The organism is Streptosporangium sp. NPDC006930, assembly GCF_040635605.1.
Classification (GTDB): Bacteria; Actinomycetota; Actinomycetes; order Streptosporangiales; family Streptosporangiaceae; genus Streptosporangium.
The window spans coordinates 84,865-101,553 of record NZ_JBEYID010000014.1 but is presented as its reverse complement, the minus strand read 5'-3'; the positions used below and the strand labels follow the sequence as shown (position 1 = coordinate 101,553).

General features: G+C 69.6%; 15 protein-coding genes. 3 read left to right on the top strand and 12 right to left on the bottom strand.

The features are described 5' to 3' along the window. Window positions 1-18: 18 nt before the first annotated feature. Window positions 19-1,014 carry an ABC transporter permease gene (locus ABZ664_RS24145; protein WP_362514056.1) on the bottom strand — a complete coding sequence of 332 codons (996 nt, stop codon included), beginning with the start codon at window positions 1,012-1,014 and terminating at the stop codon, window positions 19-21. 139 nt (window positions 1,015-1,153) lie between these two features. Then, window positions 1,154-2,935, bottom strand: a complete 1,782-nt coding sequence (locus ABZ664_RS24140) for an ABC transporter substrate-binding protein (RefSeq protein ID WP_362514053.1) — start codon at window positions 2,933-2,935, stop codon at window positions 1,154-1,156. A gap of 165 nt (window positions 2,936-3,100) precedes the next feature. Here ABZ664_RS24140 and ABZ664_RS24135 point away from each other — a divergent pair, with 165 nt between their 5' ends. Continuing rightward, a complete protein-coding gene (locus ABZ664_RS24135) occupies window positions 3,101-4,279 on the top strand; it encodes a LacI family DNA-binding transcriptional regulator (protein ID WP_362514050.1) in 1,179 nt (392 codons plus the stop codon). 239 nt (window positions 4,280-4,518) lie between these two features. On the opposite strand, the gene ABZ664_RS24130 is transcribed toward ABZ664_RS24135, so the two are convergent. From ABZ664_RS24130 to ABZ664_RS24085, 10 genes are all read right to left on the bottom strand, one after another. Further along, window positions 4,519-6,210 (bottom strand): DEAD/DEAH box helicase, encoded by a 1,692-nt coding sequence (locus tag ABZ664_RS24130; RefSeq protein ID WP_362514047.1) that lies wholly within the window; start codon window positions 6,208-6,210, stop codon window positions 4,519-4,521. Between the two features lie 368 nt (window positions 6,211-6,578). Continuing rightward, window positions 6,579-6,962 (bottom strand): metal-sulfur cluster assembly factor, encoded by a 384-nt coding sequence (locus tag ABZ664_RS24125; RefSeq protein WP_362514044.1) that lies wholly within the window; start codon window positions 6,960-6,962, stop codon window positions 6,579-6,581. Next, the gene (sufU, locus tag ABZ664_RS24120) at window positions 6,959-7,396 is read right to left on the bottom strand and encodes a Fe-S cluster assembly sulfur transfer protein SufU (protein WP_362514041.1); all 438 of its coding nucleotides are present in this window, start codon (window positions 7,394-7,396) and stop codon (window positions 6,959-6,961) included. Before sufU ends, ABZ664_RS24125 begins: the two co-directional genes overlap by 4 nt. Before the next feature lie 118 nt (window positions 7,397-7,514). Continuing rightward, entirely contained in the window at window positions 7,515-8,774 is a 1,260-nt protein-coding gene (locus tag ABZ664_RS24115; protein WP_362514038.1) for a cysteine desulfurase, read from the bottom strand. Further along, on the bottom strand, window positions 8,774-9,508 hold the full coding sequence (gene sufC / locus ABZ664_RS24110; RefSeq protein ID WP_362514373.1) for a Fe-S cluster assembly ATPase SufC: 735 nt from the start codon (window positions 9,506-9,508) through the stop codon (window positions 8,774-8,776). Before sufC ends, ABZ664_RS24115 begins: the two co-directional genes overlap by 1 nt. Before the next feature lie 37 nt (window positions 9,509-9,545). Continuing rightward, window positions 9,546-9,863: a non-heme iron oxygenase ferredoxin subunit gene (locus tag ABZ664_RS24105; RefSeq protein ID WP_350947742.1), complete on the bottom strand. Its 318-nt coding sequence runs from the start codon at window positions 9,861-9,863 to the stop codon at window positions 9,546-9,548. Then, the gene (gene sufD / locus ABZ664_RS24100; protein ID WP_362514034.1) at window positions 9,860-10,981 is read right to left on the bottom strand and encodes a Fe-S cluster assembly protein SufD; all 1,122 of its coding nucleotides are present in this window, start codon (window positions 10,979-10,981) and stop codon (window positions 9,860-9,862) included. Before sufD ends, ABZ664_RS24105 begins: the two co-directional genes overlap by 4 nt. After that, window positions 10,981-12,393 carry a Fe-S cluster assembly protein SufB gene (sufB, locus tag ABZ664_RS24095; RefSeq protein WP_344920891.1) on the bottom strand — a complete coding sequence of 471 codons (1,413 nt, stop codon included), beginning with the start codon at window positions 12,391-12,393 and terminating at the stop codon, window positions 10,981-10,983. The genes sufD and sufB overlap by 1 nt, the downstream gene beginning before the upstream one ends. After that, complete coding sequence (locus tag ABZ664_RS24090; protein WP_362514369.1) at window positions 12,390-13,169, bottom strand: metalloregulator ArsR/SmtB family transcription factor; 780 nt, start codon at window positions 13,167-13,169, stop codon at window positions 12,390-12,392. Before ABZ664_RS24090 ends, sufB begins: the two co-directional genes overlap by 4 nt. Before the next feature lie 105 nt (window positions 13,170-13,274). Continuing rightward, on the bottom strand, window positions 13,275-14,507 hold the full coding sequence (locus ABZ664_RS24085; RefSeq protein WP_362514031.1) for a multidrug effflux MFS transporter: 1,233 nt from the start codon (window positions 14,505-14,507) through the stop codon (window positions 13,275-13,277). A gap of 244 nt (window positions 14,508-14,751) precedes the next feature. Between ABZ664_RS24085 and ABZ664_RS24080 the strand changes: the two genes are divergently transcribed. After that, a complete protein-coding gene (locus ABZ664_RS24080) occupies window positions 14,752-15,660 on the top strand; it encodes an ABC transporter ATP-binding protein (RefSeq protein WP_362514028.1) in 909 nt (302 codons plus the stop codon). 148 nt (window positions 15,661-15,808) lie between these two features. After that, window positions 15,809-16,576, top strand: coding sequence for an ABC transporter permease (locus ABZ664_RS24075; RefSeq protein ID WP_362514025.1), 768 nt, complete (start codon window positions 15,809-15,811; stop codon window positions 16,574-16,576). The last annotated feature ends 113 nt before the right edge of the window (window positions 16,577-16,689 follow it).

Genomic DNA, 16,689 nt, shown 5'->3' with positions numbered 1-16,689 from the left:
GGTCCGCGGGCACGGCGGTCACGCGGCCTCCCCTCCCATCCCGGTCCTGGTACGCGGGTCGACCAGGACGTAGACGATGTCGATGATGAAGTTGGCGATCAGCACTCCCACGACGATGAACAGGAAGGTCCCCTGCAGCAGGAAGAAGTCCTGGTTCTGGATCGCCTTGAGGATGAGGTGCCCCAGTCCCGGATAGGAGAAGACGATCTCGGTGACGAGTGCCCCGGCCACGAGCACGCCGAGCTGCAGCGCCAGGCCGGTGATCTGCGGCAGGACCGCGTTCCTGAACGCGTAGCGCCGGATGAGCCGCTGGGACGCTCCGAGGGAGGACAGGTAGGTGGAGTAGTCGGCCTCCAGCTCATAGATGATCATGTTGCGCATCCCGATCGCCCAGCCGCCGAACGCGACGAGGAAGAGCGAGACGAACGGCAGGAACCAGTGCAGCGCCAGGCTCCCGAGAAACTCCCACGACCAGTTGGGCCGCATGGAGAAGCTGTAGCCGCCGGAGACGGGGAAGATCCCGGCCACGATGCCCAGTCCCCAGGCCATCAGGATGGCGAGCCACATGTAGGGCGTGGCGGTGAGCACGTACCCGATCGGCAGGGCCGTGTTGTCCAGCCACTTGCGCCTGGCCGCGAAGGCGCCGAACCTGTTGCCCGCCCACCAGCTGAGCAGGATGGAGGGGATGAGCAACGCCAGCGTGTACGGCACCGCCCGCACGATGACGTCGGTCACCGGGGTGGGGAACAGCCAGATACTGGTCCCCAGGTCGCCCCGGAAGAGCGCCGCCCAGAAGTTGGCGTACTGCTCCCAGAGCGGCAGGTCGAGCCCGAACAGGTTCGTGTAGTGGGCCCGCATCGCCTCCACGGCGGCGGGCTGTGACACGTTCGCCCTGGCCAGCATGCTCTGGACCGGGTCGCCAGGCATGAAGCGCGGGATCATCCAGTTGATCGTGACGGCCACGAGGAAGGTGAGCCCGTACACGAGCAGCTTCCGGCCGAAATAGCGTCGCACGCGATCCTCCAGAATCGGCGAGATGGGCCCCTCCCCGCGCGGCCACGGAACCGGGCGGCCGGTCGTCCCGCCCGGAGACCGGGCGGCGCGTCCGGCCGGGCGGCCGGGCGGCGTGGGGAGGGGGCGAGGATCGCGGGGATCAGCCTCCGGCGGGCTTCAGCTCGGTCAGGGTGAGCACCCCGCCCAGCTCAAGCCAGTTGCGCCACATGGTCGGCGGGCTCTTGGGCGTCGCGGCGTCGGAGGAGGGCCAGTTGGTCCAGACCGCGTTGCTGGTCTGCGCCCACAGGCCGTTGTACCAGAGCGGGATCACCGGCAGATCGTCCAGCTGGATCTTCTGGATCTCCGAGGCGACCTGCTTCATGCCCTCAAGGTCGTCGGCCTTCTTGCCGTCGAGATCCTGGACCAGGTCCCAGACCTTCTTGTTCTCGTAGCGGCCGAAGTTGACGGTGTTCTGCTGCTTGTTGATCGGCAGCCGGAACATGTAGTCGTAGTACATCCAGGGGGTGTTGGACAGCTGCCGCTCGTTGTTGAGCAGCAGGTCGAACTTGCCGGACGTGCGCTGGTCGACGAGCGCGTTGTAGTCGGGGAACTCGGGGGTGAGGTCGATCCCGGCCGCCTTGGCGCCCTCGGCGATCACCCGGCTCGCCTCCATCCAGTCGGTCCACCCCGCCGGGACGATGACCTTCAGCGAGACCTTGGAGCCGTCCTTGTTCTCCACGAACCCGTCGCCGTCACCGTCCTTGTATCCGGCGTCGGCCAGCAGCTTCTTCGCCTTCTTCGTGTCGAAGGAGAAGCCCTTCTCGCTCACCACGGCCTGGTCGACGTACTTGTCCCACTGGGGCAGCAGCCCGGTGGGGCCGGCCGCCTTGACCAGGTTGCCGTAGACACCCTCGACGATCTTCTTGGTGTCGACGGAGTTGGCGATCGCCTTGCGGAAGGCGGGGTCGTCCAACGGCTTCTTCTTGGTGTTGGGCACCAGGAAGGCGGTGTTGGCCGAGAGCATGTAGGGCGGCTCCGGATAGTAGGTCTTGATGCCGAAGTTGCCCTTGACCAGGTTGGCCACGCCGGGCAGGAAGTTGTTGCTGAGGTCCAGGCCCTTCTGCAGCAGCAGGCCCATCGCGACCTCGTTGCTGGAGTTGACGATGTCGACGATGTACTTGGGCTTGACGTCCTTGCCCAGCGCGGCGGTGGCCCACCAGCCGTCGCGCTTGACCAGGGCCATCCGGTCCTGGTCGTGGCTGTGATAGGCGTACGGCCCGGTGCCGACCGGCTTCTCGTTGACGCCGTTCAGCACCTCCTCCTCGGAGAGGCCCTCCCAGATGTGCTTGGGGACGATCGCGTTGCCGTAGACCCAGTTGGCCCACTGCTGGTAGTTGGCCTTGGAGAAGGTGAACCTGACCGTGCTCTGGTCGACCGCCTCGACCTTCTCCAGCCAGTCCCACAGGTTGGCGTAGGGGATGGTCTTCATCTTGCCGAGCTCGACCGTGAAGACCACGTCGTCGGCGGTGAAGGGCTTGCCGTCGGCCCAGGTGACCCCCTGCCTGAGCTTGAGGTCGTAGGTCTTGTCATCGGTCCAGGTGCCGCTCTCGGCCAGCCAGGGGGTGAACTCGTCCGTCTGGGGGTCGTACAGGAACAGGGTCTCGTAGATGAGCCCCTTGGTGCCGACGGCCGAGTCCCAGGTCCGCAACGGGTTCCAGTTCGCGGGGGGACCCCACTGGGTGCCACTGGTGTACAGGGTCTCGTTGCGGGGGAACGCGGCGTCCGCGCCGCCCGCACCACCCGCGCCGCCGGACGGGGCCGCGGCGCCGGAACCCTGCGGCGCCGCGCTCGGGGCGGACGGCGTCGTGGACCCTCCGGTGCACCCGGTCGCGACCATGCAGGCCGCCATCCCGAGGATCGCGAACCTTCGTCGAATCCGCATCGACAGTCTCCTCTCCAGCATGGGAGCGCTCCCAACCGATCTAGACGCGACCGCATGCGCTGGCTGAACCGGATAAGTAACGCGACCGTAAAGTCAATGTGTCGGCACTGTCAATAGGTGACTGGACCGGTTCAGTTACAATCACCCCGATCGGGGAGAGTGGACATGAGAAGACCGACGATCACGGATGTCGCCAGACAGGCAGGGGTCTCCAAGGGGGCGGTCTCGTACGCCCTCAACGGGCAGCCCGGCGTCTCGGAGAGCACCCGTGCCAGGATCCTGGCGATCGCCGAGGAGATCGGCTGGCGCCCCAACAGCGCGGCCCGCGCCCTGAACGGCGCGCGGGCCAACACCGTGGGCCTGGTCCTGTGCCGCCCGGCCCGCGCCCTCGGCATGGAACCCTTCTTCGTGACTCCTCCGCTCCCCGAAGGGAGCGGCTTCTCGCCTCCCCCGGTCGAGGTAGGCGACGGCCAGGCCCTGACCGTTTCAACCACGGAAACGGCAACAGGGAGGCGACCCACCTGCCGGGTAAACCCGGCAGCCCTCTCGCTTGGAACGCTGGAGCTGATCAGCGGCATCGAGAGCGAGCTGTCCGCCCGCTCGTACGCGCTCACGCTGCAGGTGGTCGCCGACCACAGGCAGGAGGTCTCGGTCTACCGCCGCTGGTGGGCGGAGGGCCGCGTCGACGGAGCCATCCTGGTCGACCTGCACGTGGACGACCCGCGGATCCCCGAGTTCGAGGCACTGGACCTGCCTGCCGTGGTGGTCGGCCATCCGTCGGGGTCCGGGTCGCTGGTCTCCGTCTGGTCCGACGACGACGGCGCCGTCCGCGAGACGGTGCGCTACCTCGCCGCGCTCGGCCACCGCAGGATCGCGAGGGTCGCCGGGCTGCCACGCCTGCTCCACACCGTGCTGCGCGACCGTGCCTTCGCCCAGGCCTGCGAAGGCGTCGCCGAGCACGTGACCGTGCACACCGACTACACCGGCGAGGAGGGCGCCCGCGCCACCCGGCGACTGCTCAGCTCCGCCGACCGGCCCACCGCGATCGTCTACGACAACGACATCATGGCCGTCGCCGGGCTGTCGGCCGCCCAGGACCTGCGCCTGGACATCCCCGGCGACCTGTCCATCGTCGCCTGGGACGACTCCCCCCTCTCCCGCGTCGTCCGCCCGCCGCTCACCGCCCTGAGCCGTGACATCTCCGCCTACGGCGCCCACGCCGCCCGCAGGCTCCTCGCCCTCGTCACCGGGGAGGCCGGGGAGGAGGCGGGCCCGTACGAGGACGAGATCGCCCGCCTCACCCCCAGGGCCAGCACCGCTCCCCCGCCCTCCGAGGCCCCCTGAGGGGCCTTCGGGTCGGGGCCGCGAGCTCTTTCAGGGCCTGGTCAGGGTGACGAGCGGCGCCGGATGCCCCGTACCTCGGTGCGTTCGAAGCCCATGCTCGCCGCGAAGACGTGCCCGTCGCCCTTCCCGCACAGGATCCAGCGGCTGCCCCCGCCCAGCACAGCAGAAGGGCCGGTACGACGGATGTCGTACCGGCCCTTCAGGGGCTCGCGGTGGAACCCTCGGGTCCTACTTGATGATCAGCGCCCGTAGCGGCCGCGCGAGGAGGAGCCGCGACCGTCGGCGCGGAACTCCCCGCCGCGGAAGCCGCCCTGGCGCTCGCCGCGGAACGACTCGCGCTCGCCGGCCGGACGCTCGGAACGGTGACCGCCGGCCGGAGCCGAACGGTCGGCGCGGAACGGCTCGCGCCGCTCGCCACCGCGGTAGCCACCGGCGGGACGCTCGGAACGGAAACCGCCGCCCGAGGGACGCTCAGAACGGTAACCGCCACCGGCGGGGCGCTCGGAGCGGTACTGGCCGCCGCCGGAGGCGCCACGGCTGTCGTCACCGAAGGAACGCTCGCGGGACTGCTGGCCCTCGCCGCCGTGGGCGGGACGGTCGGAGCGGAAGCGGCGCGGGCCACGCCCACCACCGTTGCCACCGAAGCCACCGCGCCCCTGACGCTGCTTGGCGGCCGGCGCCGAAGGCTCCCAGACCGGGATCGGCTCGCCGCTGGGCATCCGCGCGCCGGCGACCTCTCCCAGGCGCGGGTGGCCCGGGGTGGCCTTGATGCGGAACGGCTTGATGCCCGCGCGGCGGGTCATCGCGTCGGTGGAGCGGCGCTCGTTGGGGAGCACCAGCGTCATGACGGTGCCCTTCTCCCCGGCGCGGGCGGTACGGCCACCGCGGTGCAGGTAGCTCTTGTGGTCCTGGGGCGGGTCGACGTGCAGCACGAGGCTGATGTTGTCGACGTGGATGCCTCGGGCCGCGACGTCCGTGCAGACCAGGACGTTGATCGCGCCTTCCTTGAACTCGGCCAGGATGCGGGTGCGCTGGTTCTGGCGCTTGCCGCCGTGCAGGCCGCCGGCACGGATGCCGACCTGGGCGAGCTGCTTGCACAGCCGGTCGACCCCGTGCTGGGTGCGCACGAAGATGATGGTCCGGCCCTCGCGGTTCGCGATCTCGGCGGTCACCGGGAACTTGTCGTCGCGGTGCACCTCCAGCACGTGGTGCTCCATGGTGTCGACCGAGGAGGCGGCCGGAGCCATGGAGTGGGTCACCGGGTTGGTGAGGAAGCGGCGGACCAGCTTGTCGACGTCGCCGTCGAGGGTGGCGGAGAACAGCAGGCGCTGGCTGTCGGCCGGGGTCTGCTGCAGGATCGCGCTGACGACCGGGAAGAAGCCGAGGTCGCACATGTGGTCGGCCTCGTCGAGGATCGTCACCTGGACCTCGTCCAGCATGCACTCACCCTGCTGCATGAGGTCGGTGAGGCGGCCCGGCGTGGCGACGATGACCTCGACGCCGCGGCGCAGCGCCTCGATCTGGCGGCCCATGGACATGCCGCCGACAACGGTCTTCATCCGCAGCGACAGGCCGCGGCCGAGCGGCTCGAGGGCGTCGGTCACCTGCATGGCGAGCTCGCGGGTCGGCACCAGGACGACGGCGAGGGGGTGGCCGGGACGGGCCTTGGCGCCGGCGATGCGGGACATCATGGGCAGACCGAAGGCGAGCGTCTTGCCGGAGCCGGTCTGGCCACGGCCGAGAACGTCGTGACCGGCGAGAATGTCAGGGATCGTGGCCCGCTGGATGGGGAAGGGACTGTCGATGCCCGCACGGGAGAGACCGGTCACCAGCGGCTTCGGCAGACCGAGGAGGGTGAACTCGGACGGACCTGCGGGGGCCTGGGAGATCTCGGCGATGTCGGTGATTTCGGGCAGAACAGCGTCAAGCATGGTCACGAAGACTCGTGCCTTTCGATAGAAGAACGGGGCACGTCACTTCTGCGAAAGGACGAGCCTGGAACGCACGGCCTGAGGCCGCGCTGGATCAACGCCCACATGAAGGGCGGTAGTGCGGTGCAAGTCGAGGCGCACCGCACGGGGCGGGTCTAGCTTACCCGCACGCAGTCAAACCACGATCAAGCATACCCGGCGTTCGCAGTGCCGAGTTCGGTCGGGGCGTCCGGCATGGGCCGTCCGCTTGTCCGTCGGTTGGAGTCAACACTCCGAGGCCGGGCTTTTCTTCCCGGCCTCGGAAATCCTCTCACACAATTGGCCACAGCCCGAACCGAGGGGGTGCGAGCCGTGCCGCGAAGCGCCGCTCAGACGTTGAAACCCAGCATCCGGAGCTGCTCGCGCCCCTCGTCGCTGATCTTGTCCGGGCCCCACGGCGGGAGCCACACCCAGTTGATCTTGACGTCGGAGACCATGCCCTCCAGGGCCGAGTGCGCCTGGTCCTCGATGACGTCGGTGAGCGGGCAGGCCGCGCTGGTCAGCGTCATGTCGATGGTGGCGACCGGCAGGGCGACCCCCTCGCCGCCCTCGGCGCCCTCGGCGGCGTCCAGGTGGAGCCCGTAGATCAGGCCCAGGTCGACGACGTTGATGCCGAGCTCGGGGTCCACGACGTCCTTGAGCGCCTCCATGACCTCGTCATGGGTGGCGTCGCCGTCGTACGCCGTGGTGGGGGTCTCTACAGCCTTGCTCATTTGGTGCTCCTCACGACCGCGTCCTTGTAGGCCATCCACGCCAGTAGCGCGCACTTCACCCGGGCGGGGAACTTGGCGACCCCGGCGAAGGCGACGGCGTCGCCCAGCACGTCCTCGTCCGCCTCGATCTTTCCCCTGCCCTGCATGAGCCGGGTGAACTCGTCCACGACACCGAGGGTCTCGTCGACGGTCGAGCCGGTGGCCAGCTCGTGCAGCACGGAGGCCGCGGCCTGACTGATGGAACAGCCCTGCCCGTCGTAGGAGACGTCCTCGACCTTGCCGCCGTCGCCCAGCTTCACGCGCATGGTGATCTCGTCACCACACGTCGGGTTCACGTGGTGGACCTCGGCGTCGTACGGATCGCGGAGTCCCCTCCCCTGCGGGTGCTTGTAGTGCTCCAGGATCAGCTCCTGGTACATGGACTCGGCGATCATAGGGTCGAGCTCACCTTCTCGTTCGCTGCGCCGTGCGCTCGTGCGTCGCCGGACGCCGTGCGGCGGGCGTCCGCCGCCCGCCGTCCGCCCGTACGCCGTCTCGACTGCTCGGGCATGGCTAGGCGAACACCTTCCGCACGTGGTGGAGGCCGCGGACCAGTGCGTCGATCTCGGCCGGTGTGTTGTAGAGGTAGAAGGACGCCCGCGTGGTCGCGGGAATCCCGAATCTGAGGTGGAGCGGGCGGGCGCAGTGGTGTCCCACGCGCACGGCCACCCCGAAGTTGTCATCCAGGATCTGCCCGACGTCGTGCGGGTGAATCCCCTCAAGGGTGAAGGAGACCGTACCGCCCCGGTCGGCGAGGTCCAGCGGGCCGATGACCCGCAGCCCGGGGATCTCCCCCAGGGCGCCGAGCGCGTACGCGGTGAGCTCGCGCTCGTGGCGCACGACGGCGTCCATCCCGATCTCCGACAGGTAGTCGACCGCGGCACCGAGGCCGATGGCCTCGACGATCGGCGGGGTGCCCGCCTCGAACTTGTGCGGCGCGGGCGCGTAGGTCGAGTGGTCCATCCAGACCGCCTCGATCATCTCGCCGCCGCCCATGAACGGGGGCATCGCCTCGAGCAACTCGCCGCGGGCCCACAGCACGCCGATCCCCGAGGGGCCGACGACCTTGTGACCGGTGAAGGCGAGGAAGTCGACGCCCAGCGCGGCCACGTCCACCTTCTGGTGGGGCACCGACTGGGAGGCGTCGAGCATCATCAGCGCGCCGACCTCGCGGACCCTGGCGAGCACCGGGGCGACCGGGTTCACCGTGCCCAGCACGTTCGACTGGTGCACGATCGAGACGATCTTCGTGCGCTCGGTGACGAGCTCGTCGAGGTTGGACAGGTCAAGGCGGCCCGAGTCGGTGACGGAGAACCACCGCAGGGTCGCGCCGGTGCGCTGCGCGAGCATCTGCCACGGCACGATGTTGGAGTGGTGCTCCATCTCCGAGACGACGATCTCGTCGCCGGGGCCGAGCCGGAAGCGGGGGTCCTCGCCGGCGGGGTTGCCGAAGGCGTACGCCACCAGGTTGATCGCCTCGGAGGCGTTCTTGGTGAAGACGACCTCGTCGCGGTCGGGCGCGCCGATGAAGGCTGCGACCTTGTCGCGGGCGTTCTCGTACGCCTCGGTGGACTCCGCGCCCAGCACGTGCATGGCCCGGCCGACGTTGCTGTAGTGCATCGCCATGTGCTCGCGCATCACCTCGACCACCTGGGTCGGCTTCTGCGCGGAGTTTCCCGAGTCGAGGTAGATCAACGGCCTGCCGCCGGGAAGCTCACGGGAGAGGACGGGGAAATCCTTCCTGATCCTCTCCACGTCAAGGCCGGTGTCCATCAGGCCGACGCCTTCGTGTAGGCCTCGTAGCCCTCCGCCTCAAGCTTCTCCGCGAGCTCGGGGCCGCCCTGCTCCACGATCCGCCCGGCGGAGAAGACGTGGACGAAGTCCGGCTTCACATAGCGCAGGATGCGGGTGTAGTGGGTGATGAGCAGCACGCCGGTCTCGCCGGAGCGGAAGCGGTTGATGCCCTCGGAGACCACGCGCAGCGCGTCGACGTCGAGGCCCGAGTCGGTCTCGTCGAGAACGGCGATCTTCGGCTTGAGCAGCTCCAGCTGGAGGATCTCGTGGCGCTTCTTCTCACCGCCGGAGAAGCCCTCGTTCACGTTGCGCTGGGCGAAGGCCGCGTCGATGGACAGGGCGTCCATGCCGGACTTGAGGTCCTTGGCGAACTCGCGAAGCTTGGGAGCCTCGCCGCGGATGGAGGTGACGGCGGTGCGCAGGAAGTTGGAAACGCTGACACCGGGGACCTCGACCGGGTACTGCATCGCGAGGAACAGACCGGCGCGGGCGCGCTCGTCGACCGTGAGCTCCAGCAGGTCGACCCCGTCGAGCAGGACCTGGCCGCTCGTGATGGTGTACTTGGGGTGGCCCGCGATCGCGTACGCGAGCGTGGACTTGCCCGAGCCGTTGGGACCCATGATGGCGTGGGTCTCGCCGGCCCGCACGGTCAGGTTCACGCCGCGCAGGATCTCCTTGTCGGCGACGGTGACGTGCAGGTCGCGGATCTCCAGGGTGGACCCCGAGGGGACTCGGCTCGTGTCAGACACTTTATGACTCCTTCGAGAGCGAGACGAGGACGTCATCGCCGTCGATCTTCACTCGGTATACGGGAACGGGCTTGTTGGCGGGCGGGCCGGTGGGCTTGCCCGAGCGCAGGTCGAAGCACGAGCCGTGCAGCCAGCACTCCAGGGTGCCGTCGTAGACCTCCCCCTCGCTGAGTTTCACCTCGGCGTGGGAGCACACGTCGTGGAGCGCGTGGACCTCCTCGCCCTGGCGGACCAGGGCGACGGGGGTGCCGTCGACCTCAAGGCCGATGACTCCCTCGTCGGGGATGTCCGCGAGCTTGCAGACCTTCTCGAACGTCACTTCTCAAGCTCCGCCTCGACCCGGGCGAGCACCCGCTCGCGAAGCTCGGGAACCTCGATCTTCTCCAGCAGCTGCGCGAAGAAGCCCCTGATGACGAGTCGGCGCGCGTCCTCGAAGGGGATGCCGCGGGCCTGGAGGTAGAAGATGTGCTCGTCGTCGAGACGGCCCGAGGCGCTGGCGTGGCCGGCCCCGGCGACCTCACCGGTGAGGATCTCCAGGTTGGGCACCGAGTCGGCACGGGCGCCGTCGGTGAGCAGCAGGTTGCGGTTGAGCTCGTAGGTGTCGGTGCCCTCGGCCTCGACCCGGATGATGACGTCGCCGATCCAGACCGCGTGGGCGTCGGTGCCCTGCAGCGCGCCGCGGTAGTCGACGTTGCTGCGGCAGCCGGGCTTGGAGTGGTCGACGAGCAGGCGGTGCTCCAGGTGCTGGCCGGCGTCGACGAAGTAGAGGCCGTTCAGCTCGGCGTCGCCGCCGGGGCCCTCGTAGGCGACCGACGGTGACAGCCTGACCAGGTCGCCGCCGAGGGTGACCACGAAGCCGCGGAAGGTCGCGTCCTTGGCCAGCAGGGCGTGGTGGTGGGAGACGTGCACGGCGTCGTCGGCCCAGTCCTGCAGGCTGACGACCTTGAGCGTGGCGCCCTCGCCCACGACGAACTCGACGTTGTCGGCGTAGACGGCACTGCCCTGGTGGTCGAGCACGACCACGGCCTCGGCCATCGGCTCCAGCCTCACGACCGTGTGGCCGTACGCGGTGCCCTGACCCGACCCGAGGAAGGTGATCACGGTCGGCTTGGAGGCGACCGCCTCGCGCGAGACCGTGAGCACGGTGGCCTTCTCGAAGGAGGAGTATGCCTGGGCGCTCACCCGGTCGGCGGGCACGTAGGCCTTACCGACCCGCTCGTCGTCGCGGCCGACGGTCTCCACGGTGACCTCGGGGGCGGCGTCGACGTGCACGACCACGTTCGCCGAGGCCGCGACGCCCTCGTGCAGACCCTTGAGCCGGGAGAGCGGGGTGAAGCGCCACTCCTCCTCCCTGCCGGTCGGTACCTCGAAGTCGGCCACGTCGTACGAGGCCTTCTCGTGGAGGGTCGACAGGGGCTTTCCTGTGTCGAGACCCATCAGCCGACAGCCCCTTCCATCTGCAGCTCGATCAGGCGGTTCAGCTCCAGGGCGTACTCCATCGGGAGCTCGCGGGCGATCGGCTCCACGAAGCCCCGGACGATCATCGCCATCGCCTCGTCCTCGCCCAGACCGCGGCTCATCAGGTAGAAGAGCTGGTCGTCGGAGACCTTGGAGACGGTGGCCTCGTGCCCCATGGAGACGTCGTCCTCGCGCACGTCCACGTAGGGGTAGGTGTCGGAGCGGCTGATCTGGTCGACGAGGAGCGCGTCGCACTTGACGGTGCTGGCGCTGCCGTGAGCGCCCTCCTCGATCTGGACCAGGCCGCGGTAGGAGGTGCGGCCGCCGCCGCGGGCGACGGACTTGGAGATCACCGAGGAGCTGGTGTTCGGCGCGAGGTGCACCATCTTGGCCCCGGCGTCCTGGTGCTGGCCCTCACCGGCGAAGGCGACGCTGAGGGTCTCGCCCTTGGCGTGCTCACCCATGAGGTAGACGGCCGGGTACTTCATGGTGACCTTGGAGCCGATGTTGCCGTCGACCCACTCCATGGTCGCGCCCTCGTACGCCACGGCGCGCTTGGTGACGAGGTTGTAGACGTTGTTCGACCAGTTCTGGATGGTCGTGTAACGGCAGCGCGCGCCCTTCTTCACGATGATCTCCACGACGGCGCTGTGGAGCGAGTCGGAGGAGTAGATCGGCGCGGTGCAGCCCTCGACGTAGTGGACGTAGGAGTTCTCGTCCACGATGATCAGGGTCCGCTCGAACTGCCCCATGTTCTCGGTGTTGATCCGGAAGTAGGCCTGGAGCGGGATCTCCACGTTGACGTTCGGCGGCACGTAGATGAAGCTGCCGCCGCTCCAGGTGGCCGTGTTCAGCGCGGCGAACTTGTTGTCGCCGACGGGGATCACGGTCCCGAAGTACTCCTTGAAGATCTCCTCGTGCTCCTTGAGGGCGGTGTCGGTGTCGACGAAGATGACACCCTTCTCCTCAAGGTCCTCACGGATCTTGTGGTAGACCACCTCGGACTCGTACTGGGCGGCGACGCCGGCGACCAGGCGCTGCTTCTCCGCCTCGGGGATGCCGAGCTTGTCGTAGGTGCTCTTGATGTCTTCCGGCAGGTCCTCCCAGGAGGCGGCCTGCTTCTCCGTCGAGCGCACGAAGTACTTGATGTTGTCGAAGTCGATGCCGCTGAGGTCGGAACCCCAGTTGGGCATGGGCTTCTTGCCGAAAAGGCGCAGCCCCTTCAGACGAAGGTCCAGCATCCACTCCGGCTCGCTCTTCAGCGCGGAGATGTTGCGGACGACCTCTTCGGACAGGCCACGCCGGGCCGTCGCTCCCGCGGCGTCCGAGTCGGCCCAGCCGAACTTGTAATTCCCGAGGCCTTCCAGCTCCGGGCGGTCGGTGACAGTCACCTTCCGGTCTCCTTGCTCGATGTGTCGATCGTTTCGTGGATTGCCGGCGATCGCGCCGGATCAGGTGCCGGGGGGTCTCCTGCGCCCGGCCCCGGTGTTCTGTGGGGGCTGACGTGCGTGGTGCACACGCCGTCGCCGTGGGCGATGGTCGCGAGCCGCTGCACGGGGGTGCCGAGAATGCGCGCGAACGCCTCCGTCTCGGCCTCGCACAGCTGCGGGAACTCCGCGGCCACGTGCGCGACCGGGCAGTGGTGCTGGCACAGCTGCTCGCCGCCCAGGCTCGCCTTGCTCGCCGAGGCGGCGTAGCCGTCGGCCGACAGCGCCTCGGCGAGGACACGGACCCGCTGGTCGGCGGGGACCTCGCTCATCCTCGGTCTCAGGCGGTCGACCAGGCCGGCCACCTGGGAGTGGGCGAACTCCGCCACGGCCTCGGGGCCCACGCGCTCGGCCAAGAAGCGCAGCGCGCTCCCGGCGAGGCCGTCGTAGGCGTGCTCGAAGGCGCTGCGGCCGGCGTCGGTTATCGCGAACAGCTTCGCCGGTCGCCCGCGCCCGCGCTGGCCTCGCGGCCTCGCGGTGCGGGCCTCGGCCATCCCCTCGGCCAGCAGGGCGTCGAGATGCCTGCGAACGGCGGCGGGGGTGAGGCCGAGCCGCTCGCCGAGGGCGGCGGCGGTGATGGGCCCGTGTTCCAGGATGAGCCGGGCGACACGCGCTCGCGTGCTGCGCTCGGCGGACACGCCGGAGGGCCGCGCGATGGCGGCTCCCTCGGTGTCCTGCATCCCGGTCACGTATTTCACAACATCAGTGTGCCGTAATTGCTTCCCGAGTTACAAACCCGATGTACGGTCGTCCGGAATGTGGTTCATCACGCAGGTAAGGCTTACCTAAGCTGGGGAAACGCTCCGCGCGGTCCCGCGCAGCCCGGCGAAGGCGGCGAGCGCGGCGAGAGTGAAACCGGCCAGTACAACGGCCATCGGCAGAGCGGATCCCTCCCCGCCCAGACCCACCAGCGGTGCGGCGACGGCGCCGAGCGCGAACTGCAGCACGCCCGTCAGCGCGGCCGCGCTCCCGGCGATCCGCGCGGGCTGACCGGCCAGGGCGAGCGCGCCGCTGCCCGGCAGGACGAGGCCCGCCCCGCACATCATCACGAACAGCGCGGTGACCAGCACCGGCAGAGGCAGGTGGAACAGGGCCGCGGCGAGCACCCCGGCGGCTCCGGCCACGCCCAGGAACAACCCGGCGAGGATGAGCCCGGCCGGGTCCAGGCGCCCGGCGAGGCGCCCGCCGACCTGGGCGGCGATGGTCAGGCCCAGCGCGTTCAGCCCGAACACCAGCGAGAAGGTCTGCGCCGAGGTGCCGTAGACGTCCTGGAGCACGAAGGGCGACCCGGAGATGTAGGCGAACATGGCCGCGAAGTTCAGCCCCCCGGCGAGGGTCGCGGCCATGAAGGGGCGGTCGCGGAGCAGGTGCCAGAAGGTGGTGAGGGTGTGCCTGAGCCCGCCCCTCTCGCGCCGCTCGGCGGGAAGCGTCTCGCGTACCCCGGACAGCGCGAAGACCAGCAACAGCAGGCCCGCGACGCTCAACGCGACGAACACGCCCCGCCAGGAGGTGTGGGCGAGCAGTTGCGCGCCCGCGATCGGGGCGAGGATCGGGGCGAGGCCGGTCACCAGCATGAGGGTGGCGAAGATGCGGGCGATGGCCGCCCCCTCGTACAGGTCGCGGACGATCGCGCGGACGATCACCAGCGCGGCGCCGCCCGCGATGCCCTGGAGCAGGCGGAAGCCGACCAGCCCGTACACCGAGGGCGAGAAGGCGCACAGCAGGGAGGCCGCGGCGTAGGCGGCGATGCCGATCAGGAGCGGGCCCCGACGGCCGCGCGTGTCGCTGATCGGGCCCGCGATGACCTGCCCGACCGAGAATCCGATGAGACAGGCGGTGAGGGTGAGCTGCACCTGCGCCTGCCCGCTGCCCAGGTCGGCGGCGATGGAGGGGAAGGCGGGAAGGTACATGTCGATCGCGAGGGGGCCGACCGCCGACAGCGCTCCCAGGATGGCGAGCAACAGCCCCCTGCGCCGTACGATCGGCGCCACCTCCGGCTCAACGGCGGCCGCGGTCATACCCGTATCCCCTTTTTGGTCGCAGGCCACGCCCTCCACTTACGGGCGATGACGGCCCACAGGGGCCGAAACCTCCCAACCAACAGCTGTTCATCCGAATTCCTGCTTTTCGGAAATTTTCTCGGAAAAACCTTTAGGTGGGAGCGAGGGGCGGCCGGGCACCGCGCGGAAAACGGGTTCCCGGCGGCTGCGGACGCGTGGTCCGGGAGCGTGACCGGCGGACACAGTCCCTAAACTCGTGGCCATGGACTCCCCAGCCGTCGAGATCGTCGACCTGGTCAAGAGATACGGCGGGACGACCGCGATCGACGGCCTGACCTTCAACGCCGCCCGCGGCGCGGTCACCGCGGTGCTGGGCCCCAACGGGGCCGGCAAGACCTCCACCCTGGAGATCTGCGAGGGGTTCCGCCGGGCCGACGGCGGCACCGTGAGGGTGCTCGGGCTCGACCCGTCGAGGCCGGAACTGCGGGCCAGGGTCGGGGTGATGCTCCAGGCGGGCGGCGTTCCCCCCGCGTCCCGTTGCGGGCAGTGGCTGCGGCTGATGGCCCGCTTCCACGCCCACCCGCTCGATCCCGCGGCGCTGCTGGAACGGCTGGGGCTGAGCGAGCACGCCCGCACCCCGTACCGCAGGCTGTCGGGTGGCCAGCAGCAGCGCCTGTCACTGGCCGGAGCGGTCATCGGCCGTCCGGAGCTGGTCTTCCTCGACGAGCCGACCGCGGGCCTGGACCCCCAGGCCAGACACGCCTGCTGGGAGCTGGTCAAGGACCTGCGCTCAAGCGGGGTCTCCGTGGTGCTCACCACCCACCACATGGACGAGGCGGAGAGGCTCTCCGACCAGATCGTGATCATCGATCGCGGCAGGGTCGTCGCCGAGGGCACGCCCTCCTCCCTCACCGGCGCCGAGCGGCAGCTGCGCTTCCGCGCCCGCCCCGGCCTCTGCCTGGACGAGTTGCTCGCCGCCCTGCCCGCCGGCAGCGCGGCCAAGGAGTCGCCGGCCGGGCACTACATCATCGAGGGGCAGGTCGTGCCCGGTCTCCTGGCCACGGTGACGACCTGGTGCGCCGCCGAGGGCGTGACCGCCGACGACCTCAGCATCGAGCGGCGCACCCTGGAGGACGTCTTCTTGGAACTGACCGGGCGTGAGCTCCGGTGACGCCCCCGAAACCCGCCCTCGAACCCACCGTCGCGGCGACGCCCCCGGAGCCCTCCGCCCCGGTGACACCTTCACACCCCCTTCGCCACCCCTCACGCGTCCGGGCGCGGCCCGAACCGGAGCGCGCATCAGACCGCTGGAGAGCCCCATGACGACCCTGGACCTCACGCCGGCCCCCGGAGCCGCGCCGCTGGGCCGGATGGTGGCGGCCCAGACGGGAGCGGAGATCCGGGCGATGCTCCGCAACGGCGAACAGCTGCTGCTCACGATGATCATCCCGGTGCTGCTGCTCGTCGGCCTCTCCTCCGCCCCGATCATCGACGTGGGCGGCGGTTCCCGGATCGACTTCATGACCCCCGGCGTGCTCGCGCTCGCCGTGATGTCCACCGCCTTCACCGGGCAGGCCATCGCGACGGGCTTCGAGCGCCGCTACGGCGTGCTGAAGCGGCTGGGCGCGACCCCGCTGTCGCGGACCGGGCTGATGCTGTCCAAGACGCTCGCGGTGATCGCGGTGGAGGTCGTCCAGGTGACGGTCATCTGCGCGGTGGCGCTCGCCCTGGGCTGGCACCCCACGGGCTCGCCGCTCGCGGTCCTGGCGCTCATCGTGCTGGGCACCGCCGCGTTCAGCGGGCTCGGCCTGCTGATGGCGGGGACGCTGCGCGCCGAGGCCACGCTCGCCGCGGCGAACCTCGTCTACCTGCTCCTGCTCGCCTGCGGTGGGGTCGCCTTCCCGCTGGCGAGGTTTCCCGAGGCGGTGCGGCCGGTGCTGGAGCTGCTGCCGATCTCGGCGCTGACCGGAGGGCTCCGCGCGGTCCTGAGCGACGGCGCGGGGGTGCCGCTCGCCGCCGTGGCGATTCTCGCGGCGTGGGCGGTGGTGTCGCTCTTCCTCACCTCCCGGACGTTCCGCTGGGAATGATCCGTCCGGAAATCGGTTACCGGGGATCGCCTAAATCAGGATTTTCTCCACCTCTTCCCCGCAAAAGATCAACCAGGGTGATCGTCAAGATCTACCATCCTCCAGGTGATCAT

Bases quoted from the DNA above. Each gene is read 5' to 3' on its own strand.
- ABZ664_RS24115 (WP_362514038.1), bottom strand. From the start codon at position 8,774: ATGGACACCGGCCTTGACGTGGAGAGGATCAGGAAGGATTTCCCCGTC.
- ABZ664_RS24090 (WP_362514369.1), bottom strand. From the start codon at position 13,169: ATGCAGGACACCGAGGGAGCCGCCATCGCGCGGCCCTCCGGCGTGTCC.
- ABZ664_RS24085 (WP_362514031.1), bottom strand. From the start codon at position 14,507: ATGACCGCGGCCGCCGTTGAGCCGGAGGTGGCGCCGATCGTACGGCGC.
- sufD (WP_362514034.1), bottom strand. From the start codon at position 10,981: ATGGGTCTCGACACAGGAAAGCCCCTGTCGACCCTCCACGAGAAGGCC.
- ABZ664_RS24140 (WP_362514053.1), bottom strand. From the start codon at position 2,935: ATGCGGATTCGACGAAGGTTCGCGATCCTCGGGATGGCGGCCTGCATG.
- ABZ664_RS24080 (WP_362514028.1), top strand. From the start codon at position 14,752: ATGGACTCCCCAGCCGTCGAGATCGTCGACCTGGTCAAGAGATACGGC.
- ABZ664_RS24075 (WP_362514025.1), top strand. From the start codon at position 15,809: ATGACGACCCTGGACCTCACGCCGGCCCCCGGAGCCGCGCCGCTGGGC.
- ABZ664_RS24125 (WP_362514044.1), bottom strand. From the start codon at position 6,962: ATGAGCAAGGCTGTAGAGACCCCCACCACGGCGTACGACGGCGACGCC.
- ABZ664_RS24130 (WP_362514047.1), bottom strand. From the start codon at position 6,210: ATGCTTGACGCTGTTCTGCCCGAAATCACCGACATCGCCGAGATCTCC.
- sufU (WP_362514041.1), bottom strand. From the start codon at position 7,396: ATGATCGCCGAGTCCATGTACCAGGAGCTGATCCTGGAGCACTACAAG.
- ABZ664_RS24135 (WP_362514050.1), top strand. From the start codon at position 3,101: ATGAGAAGACCGACGATCACGGATGTCGCCAGACAGGCAGGGGTCTCC.